A 15,202-nucleotide genomic window follows, 5' to 3' on the forward strand; every position below is an offset into this window, starting at 1 on the left:
GAGCCCTTCCGTTATGACTTTCCTGCGCAGCTTGCTTGCAAGCGCCTTGTTGCTACCTGCGCTACTGGTGTCGGCTGCACAAACCGACCTAGCAGACCAGCCACTCTTCAGCTCCGTGTCGGTGCCGGGCAATCTTCTGCTTTCGCTGTCGGTGGAGTATCCGACTGCCAACAGCATTGCGTACGTCAGCAGTTATTCGGCGGGGGTCAAGTACCTGGGCTACTTCGATCCGCTCAAGTGCTATACGTATCAATACGACGCTAATGTCGACGCCAACAATTATTTCGTTCCAGCAGCGGCTGCAAGCAGCAGCTATCAGTGTGCTAGCGGTAAGAACTACTGGAGTGGCGCATTCCTGAACTGGGCGGCAATGCAGACCATCGATCCATTTCGATGGGCGTTGACGGGCGGCTACCGCGTTACGGACACGGCATCGTTGACCGTGCTCGAGAAGGCCTGGGCGTCTGGCCAGGGTGGCTCTGGTGAAACGCCGAATCGCACTATCGGCGGCAGCAACGGCGGCGGCAGCGCCACCGTGTCGGCAGCCACGCCGTTCAATTGGGGTAGCCTTAGCGTACGCATCTATGGTGCGAACAATAAGATCTACTTCACCCAAAGCGGCAATCTGGATTCGGATACGCCTCGAACCTACAGTTCCGGCTCTTCGCAAGACTCGTCTAAGGTATGGTGGGTCTATGCCCGTGTGAAAGTGTGCGACCCCTCGCAGCTGGAGCCGAACTGCACGAAGTACGGCAGCAACTACAAGCCGGAAGGCCTGATGCAGCAGTACTCGCAGCGCATCCGTTTCGGTGCGTTTGGATACCTCAACGACTCCAACATCAAGCGCGATGGCGGGGTACTGCGCGCGCGAATGAAGTTCATTGGCCCCACGCAGCCCGTTCCCGGTAAGAGCCCGACGTCAAATACGCTGGCCGAATGGAGTGCTACGGACGGCACCATGGTGACCAATCCCGACACTTCGGATGCCACGGCAACCGGGGTGACGAACAGCGGGGTCATGAACTACCTCAACAAGTTCGGCTCGACCTCGCAAACCTATAAGACGTATGACCCGGTTGGCGAGTTGTACTACGCGGGCATCCGTTACTACAAGAACCTCGGCAATGTGGCCAGCTATTCGTCCAACGCCACGACAGCCCAGATAGACGGCTTCCCGGTCATCCAAACATGGGATGACCCCATCCAGTATTCCTGCCAGAAGAACTACATCCTGGGCATCGGTGACATCAATACCCATGCGGATGCCAATTTGCCAGGCAGTACGATCAGAAGTAGCAATGAACCGGCGCTGCCCTCGGAGGTTTCGAGCGATACCACGGTCAATGTGGACTCCGCGACCAACCTCGTGGGGCAAATGGAAGGCATCAGCAATCTCAACAAGATTTCGCCGCCGTGCTGTAACGGCAATACCTACCTGATGGCCGGGCTTGCCTACGATTCGCACGTGCGGGATATCCGCCCGAACGATTTCAAGGACAGCCTGGGTAACAAGTCGAAGATCCAGACCATCTCCACCTATTGGCTGGATGTGCAGGAGTACCAAACATACCGCTACCAAAACCAATTCTGGCTGGCGGCAAAGTACGGCGGCTTCAGTGTCCCGAGCAACTACAAAACGAGCAACACCACGGCGTTGGCGCAGTCGCTATGGAATGCGAGTGGTAATACCGACCCCAACGGCAAGCCGATGCCGGACAACTACTATCTGGCAGGTCAGGCTGACCTGATGGTGAACGGTCTGAATTCCGCATTCCAGAACATCTCCAACGATATTCAGGCAGCCACGACGGCACTGGCGGTCTCGTCCGCCAACGTGAGCCTAACCGGCAACATTGGATACGCGGCGTCCTACAACTCGTCGACCTGGACCGGGGATGTCATCGGTAGTTCGCTGAGTTTTGACGCCAAGACCGGCCTGCCCACGCAGACGAAGGCGTGGTCCGCACAGGCGCAACTCGGAAACCAATCGAGTTCGTCACGTCTGATCGCCACCAGTAATGGCGTTGGGTCCGCGCAAGGCGTGCCATTCCAGTTCGCGAAGCTGACGACGGCCAACCAGAGCGCACTCAGCAATTCGGCCGTGAAGAACTGGAACAACCAGGACTTCCTGAATTACCTGCGTGGAGACCAGACCAACGAAGGCACGAGCGGCAAGGCGGTTTATCGCCAGCGTGCTTTTTTGTTGGGCGATATCGTGGGTTCGAAGGTCGATGCCGTAGGCCCGCCCATCGCCGTGCTGTCCAGCGCGACCAACCCAGGTTATGCAACGTTCAAGAGCACCTATGTCAACCGTAAGCCGGTCGTCTACGTCGGTGCGAACGACGGCATGATGCACGCGTTCGACGGTACCGTTGGCAATACCACCAGCGGCAACGAGCTGTTTGCCTACGTGCCGAGCTTCCTCTACCAAGGGCCGACGGCCACACCGACGGTCAACGGTCTGGCATCGCTGGGCTTGGCGGGCAAGAATTTCGTCCACCATGCCATGGCGGATGCCACGCCGCAGGCATTCGACGTTGACCTCGATCGCGCAGGCGGAGCCACGCCCAGTTCATCCAGCAGCTCGGACTGGCACACGATTCTGATCGGCGGGTTGGGCAAGGGCGGGAAGGGCTACTACGCACTCGACATTACCGACCCCTCGACGATCACCACCGAAACCGCACTGGCCGGCAAGGTGATGTGGGAATTCGGCGGCCCCTCCAACGCATCGCAAGGCACCCTGGGCTTCACCTATGGCGACCCGATCGTCGCGAAGACCAAGAAGTACGGCTGGATCGTTGCGGTGCCGTCGGGCTACAACAACGCCGATGGTGTGGGGCGGCTCTTCATCCTGAACCCGGCGAACGGCGCCTTGCTGGAGTCGATTTCGACGGGCGTCGGTTCCGCAAGCTCGCCCTCCGGTCTGGCCTACGCGTCTGCCTATGTGGCGGACTACACCGACAACACGACGGACTCGATCTACGCGGGCGACCTGCTGGGCAATGTCTGGCGTTTCGATCTCACGGGCACCCCTGCGAGCTATCCGGCACCGACCAAGATTGCGCAACTGACCGACCCGAGCGGCAACCCGCAGCCTGTCACCACGCCGCCGCTGATCGAGATCCAACCGAACTCGCTCAAGCGCTACGTCATGGTGGGGACTGGCCGACTGCTGGGCAGCACCGACATCGCCAGCACCCAGACGCAGAGCTTCTACGTCATCTATGACGGCGTGGTGCAGCGCTTTAACAGCAGCACCGATCTGCCGAGCGGTGTCACGTTCCCGATCGGGCGCAGCAATCTCAATGCGGACACGGATGTGCTGAAGGGCATCGGTAGCGCGCCGACATCGGTGATGGGCTATTACATCGACCTCGGCCAGTCGTCCAACGGCGTGGCCGAACGCGTGAACGTGGCCCCGGTGTCGAACTTCGGTACGGTGTCGTTTGCCGCCAACCTGCCCAACGGGGACGCCTGCAACCCGTCCGGCAGCAACCGCGTGTTCTCGCTGGACATCGGCACGGGCATCAGCCGCGTGGTAAATAATGCTGGCCTACTCCAACCGTATTACACCGGCGGGGGGCTGGTAGTGGATCTGTCCTACCTTAATGTCAATGGTTCAGTTCGGCTAGAGGCTGGTACAGACAATAGCGCGATCAATTCTGTGCCATTGGTTCCTACGGTGGTGCAAGCTATCCGTCAAATCAACTGGCGTGAAGTGCCAACGGCCGACTAACGGTGATCTCACGATGACGATCCGGTACAGAAACGCAGCGCTAAGCGCCCATACGGAATAGGTAGTATGAGGCGCGGCTGGATCGCCTGCGCTGTTGCAGTGGCGGCCCATTTGGCTTTCCTGCATGTTGTCAGCGTGTGGAAGCCTCAAGCGGCAATAGCCGAAGGTCAGGCAGGCCTTCGGCTATTGTTCGTTGGCCTGCCGAAGGCCCCGGCGGGTGAAAGCGCCAGCGCAGCCGGCCGAAGAAGCGGAGTTATCGATTCTGCAGCCCTTTCATCGCCGCAGAGGAGTGTCCTGTCTCTGAAACCTAGCGTCTCTGGCAGCGCAAGCCGCCGGTCGGAAGTGTCTCCACCTCAGTTTTCTCCTTCGGAGAAGGTCGATGGGATGCGGTTTTATGCGTCGACGGAAGTGGACCGCCAAGCCTTGCCGGCTAGCACCCTTGAACTTCTGGACGTGATGGCGTTAGTCGCGAACGCATCGCCGATAACATTGCGCGTCTATATCGGTGTTGATGGTGCGGTTGTGCGCGCTGAAATCGTCCGCGCCAGTGAGGACAATCGTGCCGCCGCAGCTAGATTGGCTTTGATCCTCATGGAGACACGTTTTGTTCCCGCTAAGCGCATGGGAGCGGACGTTGCTGCGGTAAGGGACCTGGAGTTCCAGATTGAACCGTCGAGCGAAAGCAACCGACCGGCGTCTTCTTGATGCTTGATCGGTCGAGTGGCTGACCGAACGGGAAACCCGATGATTGTGAATAGAGTGCGGGCGCTTTGCGGGAATCTCATTTCCGCACATTCGTCGCCGCAACCTCATCCAGCACATCCCGGAACTCTGCCAGATCCTCAAAACTCCGATACACCGACGCAAACCGGATGTACCCGATCTTGTCCAGCCGCTTGAGTTCGCGCATCACGAGCTCTCCCACGCGGTCGCTGCCGATTTCCTTCTCGCCGTGGCTGAGCAGTTTTTCTTCGATGCGGGCGATGGCCTCGTCGATGGCCTCGGCGGATACGGGGCGCTTGCGCAGCGCCAGCCGCATGGAATCCTTGACCTTGTTGCGGTCGTAGTCGACGCGGCTGCCGTTCTTTTTGACGACGGCCGGAAAGAACAGCTCGATGCGTTCGTAGGTCGTGAAGCGGCGGTCGCAGGATTCGCAGCGACGGCGGCGGCGCACGGTGTCGCCTTCTTCCGACATGCGGGTATCAATCACCTGGGTGGCCGCGTGGCCGCAAAAGGGGCATTTCATGCCGGTGGTCTCCTCGGCAACCTCAAAGAACGCACTGCGCTAAAAGAACAACGCCGCGATGGCCCCTCATTCAATTCGGGGCGCATCGCGGCAGGGTACTACGTGGCCGGAAGATCCGGCCATCGGCGGATGCCTTAGGCGTAGACCGGGAACTGCTTGGTCAGCTCGGCCACCTTGGCGCGGACGGCAGCGATGTTCGCTTCGTCGTGCGGATTGTCCAGCACATCGGCGATCAGGTGGGCGACCTTCACGGCTTCCGCTTCCTTGAAGCCACGCGTGGTCATGGCCGGCGAACCGAGGCGCACGCCCGACGTCACGAACGGTTTTTCCGGGTCATTCGGAATCGCGTTCTTGTTGACGGTGATGTGTGCGTCACCCAGCACCTTCTCGGCTTCCTTGCCGGTGATCTTCTTGGCGCGCAGGTCGACCAGCATCACGTGGCTTTCAGTGCGGCCCGAGACGATGCGCAGGCCACGGGCCATCAGCGTTTCGGCCATGGCTGCCGCGTTTTTCACGACCTGTTGCTGGTACGCCTTGAATTCCGGCGACAGCGCTTCCTTGAACGCCACTGCCTTGCCGGCGATCACGTGCATCAGCGGGCCGCCCTGGATACCCGGGAAGATGGCCGAGTTGATGGCCTTTTCGTGTTCGGCCTTCATCAGGATTACGCCACCGCGCGGGCCGCGCAGGCTCTTATGCGTGGTCGTCGTGACGAAGTCTGCATGCGGCACCGGATTCGGGTACACGCCAGCGGCGATCAGGCCGGCGTAGTGCGCCATGTCCACCATGAAATACGCGCCGATCGACTTGGCGATCTTGCCGATGCGCTCGAAATCGATGCGCAGCGCAAATGCCGATGCGCCGGCGATGATCAGCTTCGGCTTCTTCTCTTGCGCGAGCGCTTCGAGCGCGTCGTAGTCGATGTCTTCCTGCGCGTTGAGGCCGTAGCTGACCACGTTGAACCACTTGCCGCTCATGTTGAGCGCCATGCCGTGGGTCAGGTGGCCGCCTTCGGCCAGGCTCATGCCCATGATCGTGTCGCCCGGCTTGAGCACGGCGAAGAACACGCCCTGGTTGGCCTGCGAGCCCGAGTTCGGCTGCACGTTGGCGGCTTCAGCGCCAAAGAGCTGCTTCACGCGGTCGATGGCGAGCTGTTCCACCACGTCCACGTATTCGCAACCGCCGTAGTAACGCTTGCCGGGGTAGCCCTCGGCGTACTTGTTGGTCAGTTGCGAGCCCTGCGCGGCCATCACGGCCGGGGAGGTGTAGTTCTCGGAGGCAATCAGCTCGATGTGGTCTTCCTGACGCTGATTTTCCTTTTGGATGGCGGCAAAGATTTCGGGATCGATCTGGTCGATCGTATAGCGGCTGCGTTCGAACATGGCGAGTGTCTGGTCTGAAACGAAACGGAAATGGCGGAGATCGGGCGAGGCGTGGGGAAACATGCGCGCGGCTTGAACGACTGCGCTCGGGGTTGGCCGATTGCAGCGGGTGTCCAAGTCACCCTGTGCTTCCCATTCGCTGCCCAGGCGAGCGGCAGGCGTCGTTGTGCATGACGCCAGAAACCTTGCGCTTCCTCGTGGTCGCTGCCCACATGTCGAAGCCGCTCAAAGCAGCTTCAGGATTCGCCAGTCGCGCAAGGTGGAATGGTTGCCCGCGAGTGTACGACAGCCCCATGGCCGCTGCAAGAAGCGGGCGTGCAGACGCGCACATTGCGGTGCAATACCGCACAACGCTTCAGGTAAACTCTGATCTTTCGTTTTTTCAGGCCCGGAGACACTTCCATGATCGTATTCGTGACCGGCGCAACGGCCGGGTTCGGCGCGGCCATCGCGCGGCGTTTCGTGCGAGAAGGCCATCGTGTGATCGCGGCAGGCCGCCGCCAGGACCGCCTTGATGCGCTCAAGGCTGAATTGGGTGACGCCGTGCTGCCATTCGTGCTGGACGTGCTGGACGTCGATGCCGTTGCTGCGCTGCCGGGTACGCTGCCCGAGGGCTGGCGCGAAGTCGACGTGCTGGTCAACAACGCCGGTCTGGCGCTGGGCCTCGAACCGGCCCAGCGTGCTGACCTGACCGATTGGGACCGCATGATTGGCACCAACTGTTCCGGGCTGGTGCATATGACGCGTGCGTTGCTTCCGGCCATGGTCGAACGCAATCGTGGTCACATCATCAATATTGGCTCGATTGCCGGGACGTACCCGTATCCGGGCGGCAATGTGTATGGCGCCACCAAGGCGTTCGTCCGGCAGTTTTCGTTGAACTTGCGGGCGGACCTGACCGGCACGCGCGTACGCGTATCGAACGTCGAGCCGGGCCTCTGCTCCGGCACGGAGTTTTCCAACGTGCGCTTCAAGGGCGACGATGCCCGTGTGGAGAAGGTCTACGAAGGCACCGAGGCGCTCACCGCCGACGACATCGCCGAGGCCGTCTACTGGATGGCGGCGCTCCCGGCGCACTTCAATGTCAACGCGATGGAGCTGATGCCCGTTTGCCAGTCATTCTCGGCCACCAGCGTGACGCGAGGCATGGCCTGAATTCGAGCGCAAGCCCTCGGCCGGTCGGTGGATGGCTGGCCGTCACTTGCGTCTTGGTAAAATTACCCGATGGCTTCTTTTGACTGGAACCTGCGCGTGTATTGGGAAGATACCGACGCAGGCGGCGTGGTGTTTTACGCCAACTATTTGAAATTTTTTGAGCGCGCCCGCACCGAGTGGCTGCGCGCGCTTGGGGTCGATCAGCAGGCGCTGGCCGACACGACCGGGGCCATTTTCGTGGTCCGCAGCACCGCCGTGGATTACCGCGCGCCGGCCCGCTTGGACGACCTGCTGCAGATTCGTTCGCGTATGGAACGGGTCGGCCCCGCGTCGGTCCAATTCGCCCAGGAAGGCTGGCGCGGCGACGTTTTGCTCGCATCAGGCACGATTCGTGTTGGATGTGTCGACCGGCTCACTTTCCGGCCGACCCCGATTCCCGCTCCCGTACTCGCAACCATCAAAGCCGCCGCATGAATCCCGTCGAGGTCACACAAGATCTGTCGATCGTCTCGCTGGTGCTGCACGCCAGCCTCCTGGTCCAATTCGTCATGGGCCTGCTGCTGGTGATGTCGCTGTTCTCCTGGACGTACATTTTCCGCAAAGCGTTTGCCCTGCGCGCCGCGCGCAGCCAGACCGAATCGTTCGAGCGCGATTTTTGGGCCGGCGGCGACCTGCAGGCGCTGTATCAGAGCGCTGCCAACAACCGCCACACCACCGGCGCGCTGGAACGCATCTTTGAAGCCGGCATGCGCGAATACCTCAAGGCGCGCGAGCTGCAGCGCGGCGGCGGCGATCCGAGCGCCATTCTGGATGCCTCCCGCCGTGCCATGCGGGCGGCGTACCAGCGCGAGATGGATTCGCTCGAATCGCACCTGCCATTCCTGGCGTCGGTCGGCTCGGTCAGCCCGTACATCGGCCTGTTCGGTACGGTCTGGGGGATCATGAATGCCTTCCGCGGCCTGTCCAACGTGCAACAGGCGACGCTGTCGGCAGTGGCGCCTGGCATTGCCGAAGCGCTGGTCGCCACGGCCATCGGTTTGTTTGCGGCCATTCCGGCGGTGATCGCCTACAACCGCTACGCCACCGAGATGGACCGTCTGGCCAACCGTTTCGAGAGCTTCATGGAAGAGTTCTCGAACATCCTCCAGCGCCAGACGCGCTAAGGAGCCGCGCTCATGGCTACCATCCAGCGAACGCGCCGCGCCCGACGGGCCAAGGCTGACATCAACGTCGTTCCGTACATCGACGTGATGCTGGTGCTGCTGGTCATCTTCATGGTGGCGGCACCCGTGGTGAACCCGGGCGTGGTCAATCTGCCCTCGGTGGCCAACGCCACGCCGCAGCAGACCCAGCCGCCCATCGTCGTGACCATCAAGGGCGACGGCACGATCCTTGCTCGCATCAAGACGGGTTCCGGCGCCACCGAGCAGAAGCTTGCCAACAACAACGAGCTGCGCGCATTTGTGAAGCAGCGCACGGACGAAAACCCCGATCAGCCCGTCGTGATTGCCGCCGACAAGTCGGTGCAGTACGACCGCGTGCTGACCGTGATGAGCGTGCTCAAGGGCGATGGCGTGAAGCGCGTCGGCCTGATGGTGAAATCGTCATGAGCACGTTGAAGAATCCGGGCGAGGCAACCTGAACGTCATGGCTACGACGTCGTTGCACCGTTACGAGCCTGTTCGCGAGCGCGGCACGCTGCGCGCGTTCGGGTTGGCGGTCCTGACACATATTCTGCTGCTGGTTTTTCTGTACTTTGGCGTGCAGTGGCAGAGCAGCACCCCGCGCGGCGAAGAAGCCGAGCTGTGGGACGAGGCGGCGGTTCAGCAGGCCGTGCAGCAGGCCGCGCCGGTGCCGGACGTCAAGCCGGAACCGGTGATCAAGGCGCCGCCGGCCAAGGTGGAAGAGGAAGCCGATATCGCGCTGGAGCAGCAAAAGCGCAAGCGCGAACAGGAAGCTGCTGCTGCCCGTGAGGCCGAACTCGCCCGCCGCGCTGCTCAAGAACGCGCCGAAGCGCAGCGTCAAGCCCGTCTGAAGGAAGAGCAACAGGCGCGTCAGGCGGAACTCCAACGCAAGGCCTTGGCCGAACAGCAGGCCAAGGAAAGGGCCGCTGAGAAGGCTGCCGCAGACGCAGCGCAAGCCCGCAAGAATGCGCAACTGCAGGCCCAGGCCGAAGCCAAGGCCAAAGCGGAAGCTGATGCAAAGCAGAAGGAATTGAAGGCCAAGGCCGCTGCAGAAGCCAAAGCCAAGGCTGAAGCAGAGCGGAAGGCGAATGAATCGCGTGCCAATGCACAACGCCAGGCGCAGCTGGATCGGCTGCGCGCGATGGCCGGTGCGGGCGCGACGGGCACGGTGGCGGGCTCCGGCGGCGGTGTCGGCAATGCGCAGGGCACGGGCGGCACGGCGTCGGCCGGGTATGCCGAGCGTGTGCGGGCCAAGGTCAAGCCGAACATCCTGTTCGATCCTTCGGCTGTCAATGGCAATCCGTCGGCGGTCGTGTCGGTGCAGATGGCGCCGGACGGGTCGATCCTGTCCAAGCGCCTGACGAAATCGAGCGGCAACGGGGCCTATGACGAAGCCGTGATGCGTGCGGTCGAACGCTCCGATCCGCTGCCGCGCGATACCAACGGCAAAGCGCCGTCGAGCGTCATCCTGACGTTCCGGCCGAAGGAATAACGGGTTGGCGCTCCTGAAGGGGGCGCCGGCCAGCGTACTCAGATTCCGGATTTGATAGCAGGGAAGATGAACATGATGCGAACGATGTGGATCCCGATGTTTCGACGCGCGGCGCAGGCGCTGCTGCTGACTGCGGCAAGCGTCGGCGTGGCCCATGCCCAGCTCAACGTGGAGATCTCGGGCGTCGGCGCCAGCCAGTACCCGATCGCGATCGCCAACTTCCAGGGCGAGGCACAGGCTCCGCAAAACCTCTCGGCGATCGTGCGGGCGGACCTGGCGCGCAGCGGCCGCTTCTCGAACGTCGATGTGGCCGGGGCGGTCGTGCCGGAAAGCCCGGCGCCTGACCTGGGCGCCTGGAAGTCCAAGGGCGCAGCTGCCTTCGTGGGCGGCACCGTGACCCGCAACGGCGACCGCTATGAAATCCGCTTCCGTTTGTACGACACTGCGAAGGGCGAAAGCCTGGGCGGCCTGTCGCTCACGCGGGGCCCCGGCCAATTGCGTTTGGCCGCACACGAAATTGCCGACTACATCTATCAGAAGCTGATTGGCGAGCGCGGTATTTTTGCGACGCGCCTGTCGTACGTGTCCAAGGTCGGCCGCCGGTTCCAGCTGCAGATTTCCGATTCGGACGGCGCCAACCCGCAGATCGCTTTGACGAGCAACGAACCGATCATCTCGCCGTCGTGGTCGCCGGACGGCACCAAGGTCGCGTATGTGTCGTTCGAGAGCAAGAAGCCGGTGGTGTATGTGCATGACCTGGTGGCAGGCCGCCGCACGGTCATCTCGAACCAGAAGGGCAACAACTCGGCGCCGGCCTGGTCGCCGGATGGTCGTCACGTGGCGGTGTCGCTCTCGCGCGATGGCAATACGCAGGTCTACCTGGTCAACGCCGATGGCTCGGGCCTGCGCCGCCTGAGCCGCAGCAGCGCGATCGATACCGAGCCGTCGTTCTCGCCGGATGGCCGCTACATCTACTTCACCAGCGACCGTGGTGGTGCCCCGCAGATCTATCGCATGTCGGTCGACGGAGAAGAATCGGGCGGTGCGCAACGCGTGACGTTCAAGGGCAGCTACAACACGAGCCCGCGTGTGTCGCCGGACGGCAAGCTGTTGGCTTACATCTCGCGCGTGGGTGGTGCGTTCCGCCTGTACACGCAGGACTTGTCCAATGGCGATGTGAACGCGCTGACGGATACCTCGAACGATGAATCGCCGAGCTTTGCGGCCAACGGCAAGTTCATCCTGTATTCCACGCGCGTGGGCGGCAAATCGGTGTTGGCCGCGGTGTCGACCGATGGCCGTACGCGTCAGGTTCTTTCCCTCCAGGCCGGCGAGGTTCGTGAGCCGGCGTGGGGTCCTTTCATGCAATAACGAAGCTGTTCCACTAGGAGAAATCGGACATGTCGAAGTCCCAAACCATGATCAAACTTGCAGCCATTGCCGCGCTGCTGGCCCTGGGCGCTTGCAGCTCGGGCGTGAAGCTCGATGACACCGCCAAGAACGGTACGGGCGGCGCTGCCGGTACGGGCGCCGATGCCCGCACGGTCACCCCGGTGGACGTGGGCCGTGACGAACTGACCGACCCGAACAGCCCGCTGGCCAAGCGCAGCATTTACTTCGATTTCGACAGCTACTCGGTCAAGCCGGAGTACCAAGGTCTGCTGGGTCAGCACTCGCGCTACCTGCAATCGCACAACCAGCGCAAGGTCCTGATCCAAGGCAACACCGACGAGCGCGGCACGAGCGAATACAACCTGGCACTGGGCCAGAAGCGTGCCGAGGCCGTGCGTCGCGCCCTGTCGTCGATGGGCGTGCCTGACAGCCAGATGGAAGCCGTGAGCCTGGGTAAGGAAAAGCCGCAAGCGACCGGCCACGACGAAGATTCGTGGGCACAGAACCGCCGCGCCGACATCGTCTATTGATCGGTACGGTTTGAAGTGGAACGCGCCGGCTGCGAGGTTGCGGCCGGCGTTCTTACGTTGGCAATCACATGAATACGATGATGAAACAGCGCGCTTATGGGGCCACGCGTCGGGCCATCCTGATGGCGACGCTCGTCGCGGGTGGCGCCCTCACCATGGCCGGCCCGGCGGCAGCGGGGGTGTTTGACGACGATGAGGCGCGCCGCGCCATCATCGACATGCGCGACAAGTTCAACAACTTCCAGTCGACGGCGGCCCAGCGCATCGATCAGAACAGCAAGAACCTGATCGACGCGCAAAACCAGATCGAGACACTCAAATCCGAAGTGGCGCGCCTGCGGGGGCAGAACGAAGTCCTGCAGAACAGCGTCGATACGCTGACCAAGCAGCAGAAGGATTACTACGCCGACCTCGATGCGCGCCTGAAGAAGTTCGAGCCCCAGCAAGCGACGGTGGACGGCCGCGAAGGCATGGTCCAGCCGAACGAGAAGCCGGAATACGACGCTGCGCTCAAGGCATTCCAGGGTGGCGACTTCAAGGGTGCGGGCAATCAGTTCTCGGCGTTCGTGAAGAAGTATCCGCAAAGCCCGTATCTGCCGCTGGCGCAGTTCTGGCTGGGGAATGCGCTTTATGCGCAACGTGACTACAAGGGCTCGAGCTACGTGCTGGAGAACATGGCGCGCAGCAATCCGCAGCATCCGAAGGCGCCTGATGCGCTGCTGCAGGTGGCGACCAACCAGGGCGAGTCGGGCCAGAAGGCGGCTGCGCGCAAGACGCTGGAATCTGTGGTCTCGCAGTATCCCGGTACCGAGCAGGCCAAGACCGCCCAAAGCCGGCTGAAGACGATGCGCTGATCGGCAGGCCGCTCGGCATGTGAACAGACGCCCGCCCGTGGCTTCACCGGCGGGCGTTTTTCATGGGGCGTCAAATGGTGTCCATATGCGGCAGCGGGGGCGCGCAGGGCGGTGGCACGCTAAAATGCGGGCCTTCCCGAATCGCTTTGCAAGGCTTCGCCCATGAAAAAACGCGCCATCGTCCTGCTCTCCGGCGGGTTGGACTCTGCCACCGTGCTCGCCATGGCCAATGCCGATGGCTTTGAGACTTACGCGCTGTCGATGCGCTACGGCCAGCGGCACTCGTCCGAGCTAGAGGCGGCGAAGAAAGTAGCGGCGGCGCTCGGCGCTGTGCGCCATGAAATCGTCGATCTGGACCTGCGCAAGTTCGGTGGTTCCGCGCTGACGGACGACGCGCTCGACGTGCCGACCGACGGTGCGCAATCGGGCATCCCGATCACGTATGTGCCGGCGCGCAACACCATCATGCTGTCACTGGCGCTCGGCTGGGCCGAGGCGGTCGGCGCACGTGACCTGTTCTTTGGCGCGAATGCCGTGGACTACTCCGGCTATCCGGATTGCCGCCCCGAATACGTTGCCGCGTACGAAACACTCGCCAACCTGGCGACGAAGGCCGGCGTGGAAGGCGAGCGCATCCGTGTGAACGCACCCATCATCGACATGACCAAGGCGGAGATCATCCAGGCCGGCGTGCAGCTGGGCGTGGACTACGGCCTGACTGTGTCCTGCTACAAGGCCGACGACGCCGGCCGCGCTTGCGGCGTGTGCGATTCGTGCCGCATCCGCAAGGCCGGGTTTGAAGCTGCCGGCGTGCCTGACCCCACCCGCTACGCCTGACGCACCATGCCCGAGATCGATCTCAACACGTTGTCCCACACGGTGCTGTGGGGCACGTTTGCGCTGACGTTCGTGTTTGGCGCGATCCTTCAGCGCACGCACTTCTGCACGATGGGCGCGGTGTCCGACGTCATCAACATCGGCGACTGGAACCGGCTGCGCATGTGGGCGCTGGCCATCGGCGTGGCCATGATCGGCACGGGGTGCCTGAGCTGGCTTGGCCTGATCGATACAAGCAAAACGATCTACACGGCCAGCAAGCTGCTGTGGCTGTCGTCGCTCGTGGGCGGGCTGCTGTTCGGATTCGGCATGGTGCTGGGCTCGGGATGCGGCAGCAAGACGCTGGTGCGTATCGGCGGCGGCAACCTCAAGTCGGTGGTGGTGTTCGTGTTCCTGGGGCTCGCGGCGTACATGACCCTCAAGGGCGTGTTTGGCGTGGTGCGTGTGGCAACCGTGGACAGCGTAGCCGTTGCGCTGCCGACGTCGCAGGACTTGCCGAGTGTGCTGGGCCACGCGTTCTCCGCCGATGTGCGCATGCTGCGCCTGGTGCTGGCGCTGGTGGTCGGCGGGGCGCTGTCGCTATGGGCGCTGCTGGGGCGCGATTTCCGCACGGGTGACAACCTGCTGGGCGGCATCGGCGTTGGCCTCGTCATCGTCGGCATGTGGTATGTCTCGGGGCATCTCGGCTATGTGCAGGAAGATCCGAACACGCTGCAGGAAGCGTTCGTGGCGACCAACAGCGGCCGCATGGAAGCGCTGAGCTTCGTGGCGCCGGTGTCGTACACGCTGGAGTGGCTGATGTTCTTCAGCGATACATCGAAGGTGCTGACGGTCGGTATCGTCAGCGTGCTGGGCGTGATTGCAGGCTCGGCGGCGGTGGCGCTGGTCACGCGCACGTTCCGCTGGGAAGGCTTTGCGAATGCCGAGGACACGGGCAACCACATCATCGGCGGCATCCTCATGGGCATCGGCGGCGTCACGGCGCTGGGTTGCACGATCGGGCAAGGGCTGTCTGGCGTATCGACGTTGGCGATCGGCTCGTTCATCGCGCTGGCCGGTATCGTGATCGGCGCGGTCCTGGCGTTTCGCTACCAGATGTGGCGGATGGAGCGGCTTGTCTGACCTGAGGGGCGTTGACAGAATCGCGGGTATCTCCCTATAATCGCGGTCTTTGGGGTCTTTAGCTCAGTCGGTAGAGCAGTAGACTTTTAATCTATTGGTCGCGGGTTCGAATCCCGCAGGACCCACCAAAATTCGAAGGGCTGACAGGCGACTGTCGGCCCTTTTTGTTTGGGCTTGGCCGTGCGCGCGCACGATCGCCATCTTCCTCGGCTCTGGGTGGCCGAGCTTCCACTTCCACAGCTCTGCTGTGCCTTCCCGAGGGCGCCATC

14 protein-coding genes, 1 tRNA gene and 1 riboswitch are annotated in these 15,202 nt (G+C 62.5%); of the genes, 13 read left to right on the forward strand and 2 right to left on the reverse strand.

Annotated elements, in window-relative coordinates; translation table 11 throughout:
* Window positions 1–13: 13 nt before the first annotated feature.
* Both FUT88_RS17405 and FUT88_RS17410 read left to right on the forward strand, forming a co-directional pair.
* Window positions 14–3,739 (forward strand): pilus assembly protein, encoded by a 3,726-nt coding sequence (locus FUT88_RS17405; RefSeq protein ID WP_186829325.1) that lies wholly within the window; start codon window positions 14–16, stop codon window positions 3,737–3,739.
* A 66-nt stretch (window positions 3,740–3,805) separates the two neighbouring features.
* The gene (locus FUT88_RS17410; RefSeq protein ID WP_147216954.1) at window positions 3,806–4,444 is read left to right on the forward strand and encodes a hypothetical protein; all 639 of its coding nucleotides are present in this window, start codon (window positions 3,806–3,808) and stop codon (window positions 4,442–4,444) included.
* Window positions 4,445–4,520: 76 nt separating this feature from the next.
* Here the strand turns inward: FUT88_RS17410 and nrdR are convergent, their stop codons facing one another.
* Together nrdR and glyA are read right to left on the reverse strand one after the other, a co-directional pair.
* A complete protein-coding gene (gene nrdR / locus FUT88_RS17415; RefSeq protein WP_004629525.1) occupies window positions 4,521–4,985 on the reverse strand; it encodes a transcriptional regulator NrdR in 465 nt (154 codons plus the stop codon).
* A 134-nt stretch (window positions 4,986–5,119) separates the two neighbouring features.
* Complete coding sequence (gene glyA, locus FUT88_RS17420) at window positions 5,120–6,367, reverse strand: serine hydroxymethyltransferase (protein WP_027677962.1); 1,248 nt, start codon at window positions 6,365–6,367, stop codon at window positions 5,120–5,122.
* A gap of 134 nt (window positions 6,368–6,501) precedes the next feature.
* Window positions 6,502–6,631, reverse strand: a riboswitch (ZMP/ZTP riboswitch).
* 138 nt (window positions 6,632–6,769) lie between these two features.
* On the opposite strand from glyA, the gene ydfG reads away from it, so the two are divergent.
* From ydfG to FUT88_RS17475, 11 genes are all read left to right on the forward strand, one after another.
* On the forward strand, window positions 6,770–7,522 hold the full coding sequence (gene ydfG, locus FUT88_RS17425) for a bifunctional NADP-dependent 3-hydroxy acid dehydrogenase/3-hydroxypropionate dehydrogenase YdfG (RefSeq protein WP_027677961.1): 753 nt from the start codon (window positions 6,770–6,772) through the stop codon (window positions 7,520–7,522).
* 69 nt (window positions 7,523–7,591) lie between these two features.
* Window positions 7,592–7,996: a tol-pal system-associated acyl-CoA thioesterase gene (gene ybgC, locus FUT88_RS17430; RefSeq protein WP_004629519.1), complete on the forward strand. Its 405-nt coding sequence runs from the start codon at window positions 7,592–7,594 to the stop codon at window positions 7,994–7,996.
* Window positions 7,993–8,685, forward strand: coding sequence for a protein TolQ (tolQ, locus tag FUT88_RS17435; RefSeq protein ID WP_004629517.1), 693 nt, complete (start codon window positions 7,993–7,995; stop codon window positions 8,683–8,685). The genes ybgC and tolQ overlap by 4 nt, the downstream gene beginning before the upstream one ends.
* 12 nt (window positions 8,686–8,697) lie before the next feature.
* Window positions 8,698–9,132, forward strand: coding sequence for a protein TolR (gene tolR, locus FUT88_RS17440; protein WP_004629515.1), 435 nt, complete (start codon window positions 8,698–8,700; stop codon window positions 9,130–9,132).
* A 37-nt stretch (window positions 9,133–9,169) separates the two neighbouring features.
* On the forward strand, window positions 9,170–10,198 hold the full coding sequence (gene tolA, locus FUT88_RS17445; protein WP_147216956.1) for a cell envelope integrity protein TolA: 1,029 nt from the start codon (window positions 9,170–9,172) through the stop codon (window positions 10,196–10,198).
* A 66-nt stretch (window positions 10,199–10,264) separates the two neighbouring features.
* A complete protein-coding gene (tolB, locus tag FUT88_RS17450) occupies window positions 10,265–11,569 on the forward strand; it encodes a Tol-Pal system beta propeller repeat protein TolB (RefSeq protein ID WP_147216958.1) in 1,305 nt (434 codons plus the stop codon).
* A 29-nt stretch (window positions 11,570–11,598) separates the two neighbouring features.
* Complete coding sequence (gene pal, locus FUT88_RS17455; protein ID WP_009238838.1) at window positions 11,599–12,120, forward strand: peptidoglycan-associated lipoprotein Pal; 522 nt, start codon at window positions 11,599–11,601, stop codon at window positions 12,118–12,120.
* 68 nt (window positions 12,121–12,188) lie between these two features.
* Window positions 12,189–12,974: a tol-pal system protein YbgF gene (gene ybgF / locus FUT88_RS17460; protein WP_147216960.1), complete on the forward strand. Its 786-nt coding sequence runs from the start codon at window positions 12,189–12,191 to the stop codon at window positions 12,972–12,974.
* Between the two features lie 162 nt (window positions 12,975–13,136).
* Window positions 13,137–13,811, forward strand: coding sequence for a 7-cyano-7-deazaguanine synthase QueC (queC, locus tag FUT88_RS17465; RefSeq protein WP_147216962.1), 675 nt, complete (start codon window positions 13,137–13,139; stop codon window positions 13,809–13,811).
* 6 nt (window positions 13,812–13,817) lie between these two features.
* Window positions 13,818–14,933, forward strand: coding sequence for a YeeE/YedE family protein (locus tag FUT88_RS17470; RefSeq protein ID WP_147216964.1), 1,116 nt, complete (start codon window positions 13,818–13,820; stop codon window positions 14,931–14,933).
* Between the two features lie 52 nt (window positions 14,934–14,985).
* A tRNA-Lys gene (locus FUT88_RS17475) sits at window positions 14,986–15,061 on the forward strand.
* The last annotated feature ends 141 nt before the right edge of the window (window positions 15,062–15,202 follow it).

This window comes from Ralstonia sp. TCR112 (genome assembly GCF_007997035.1).
Lineage (GTDB): Bacteria > Pseudomonadota > Gammaproteobacteria > Burkholderiales > Burkholderiaceae > Ralstonia > Ralstonia edaphi.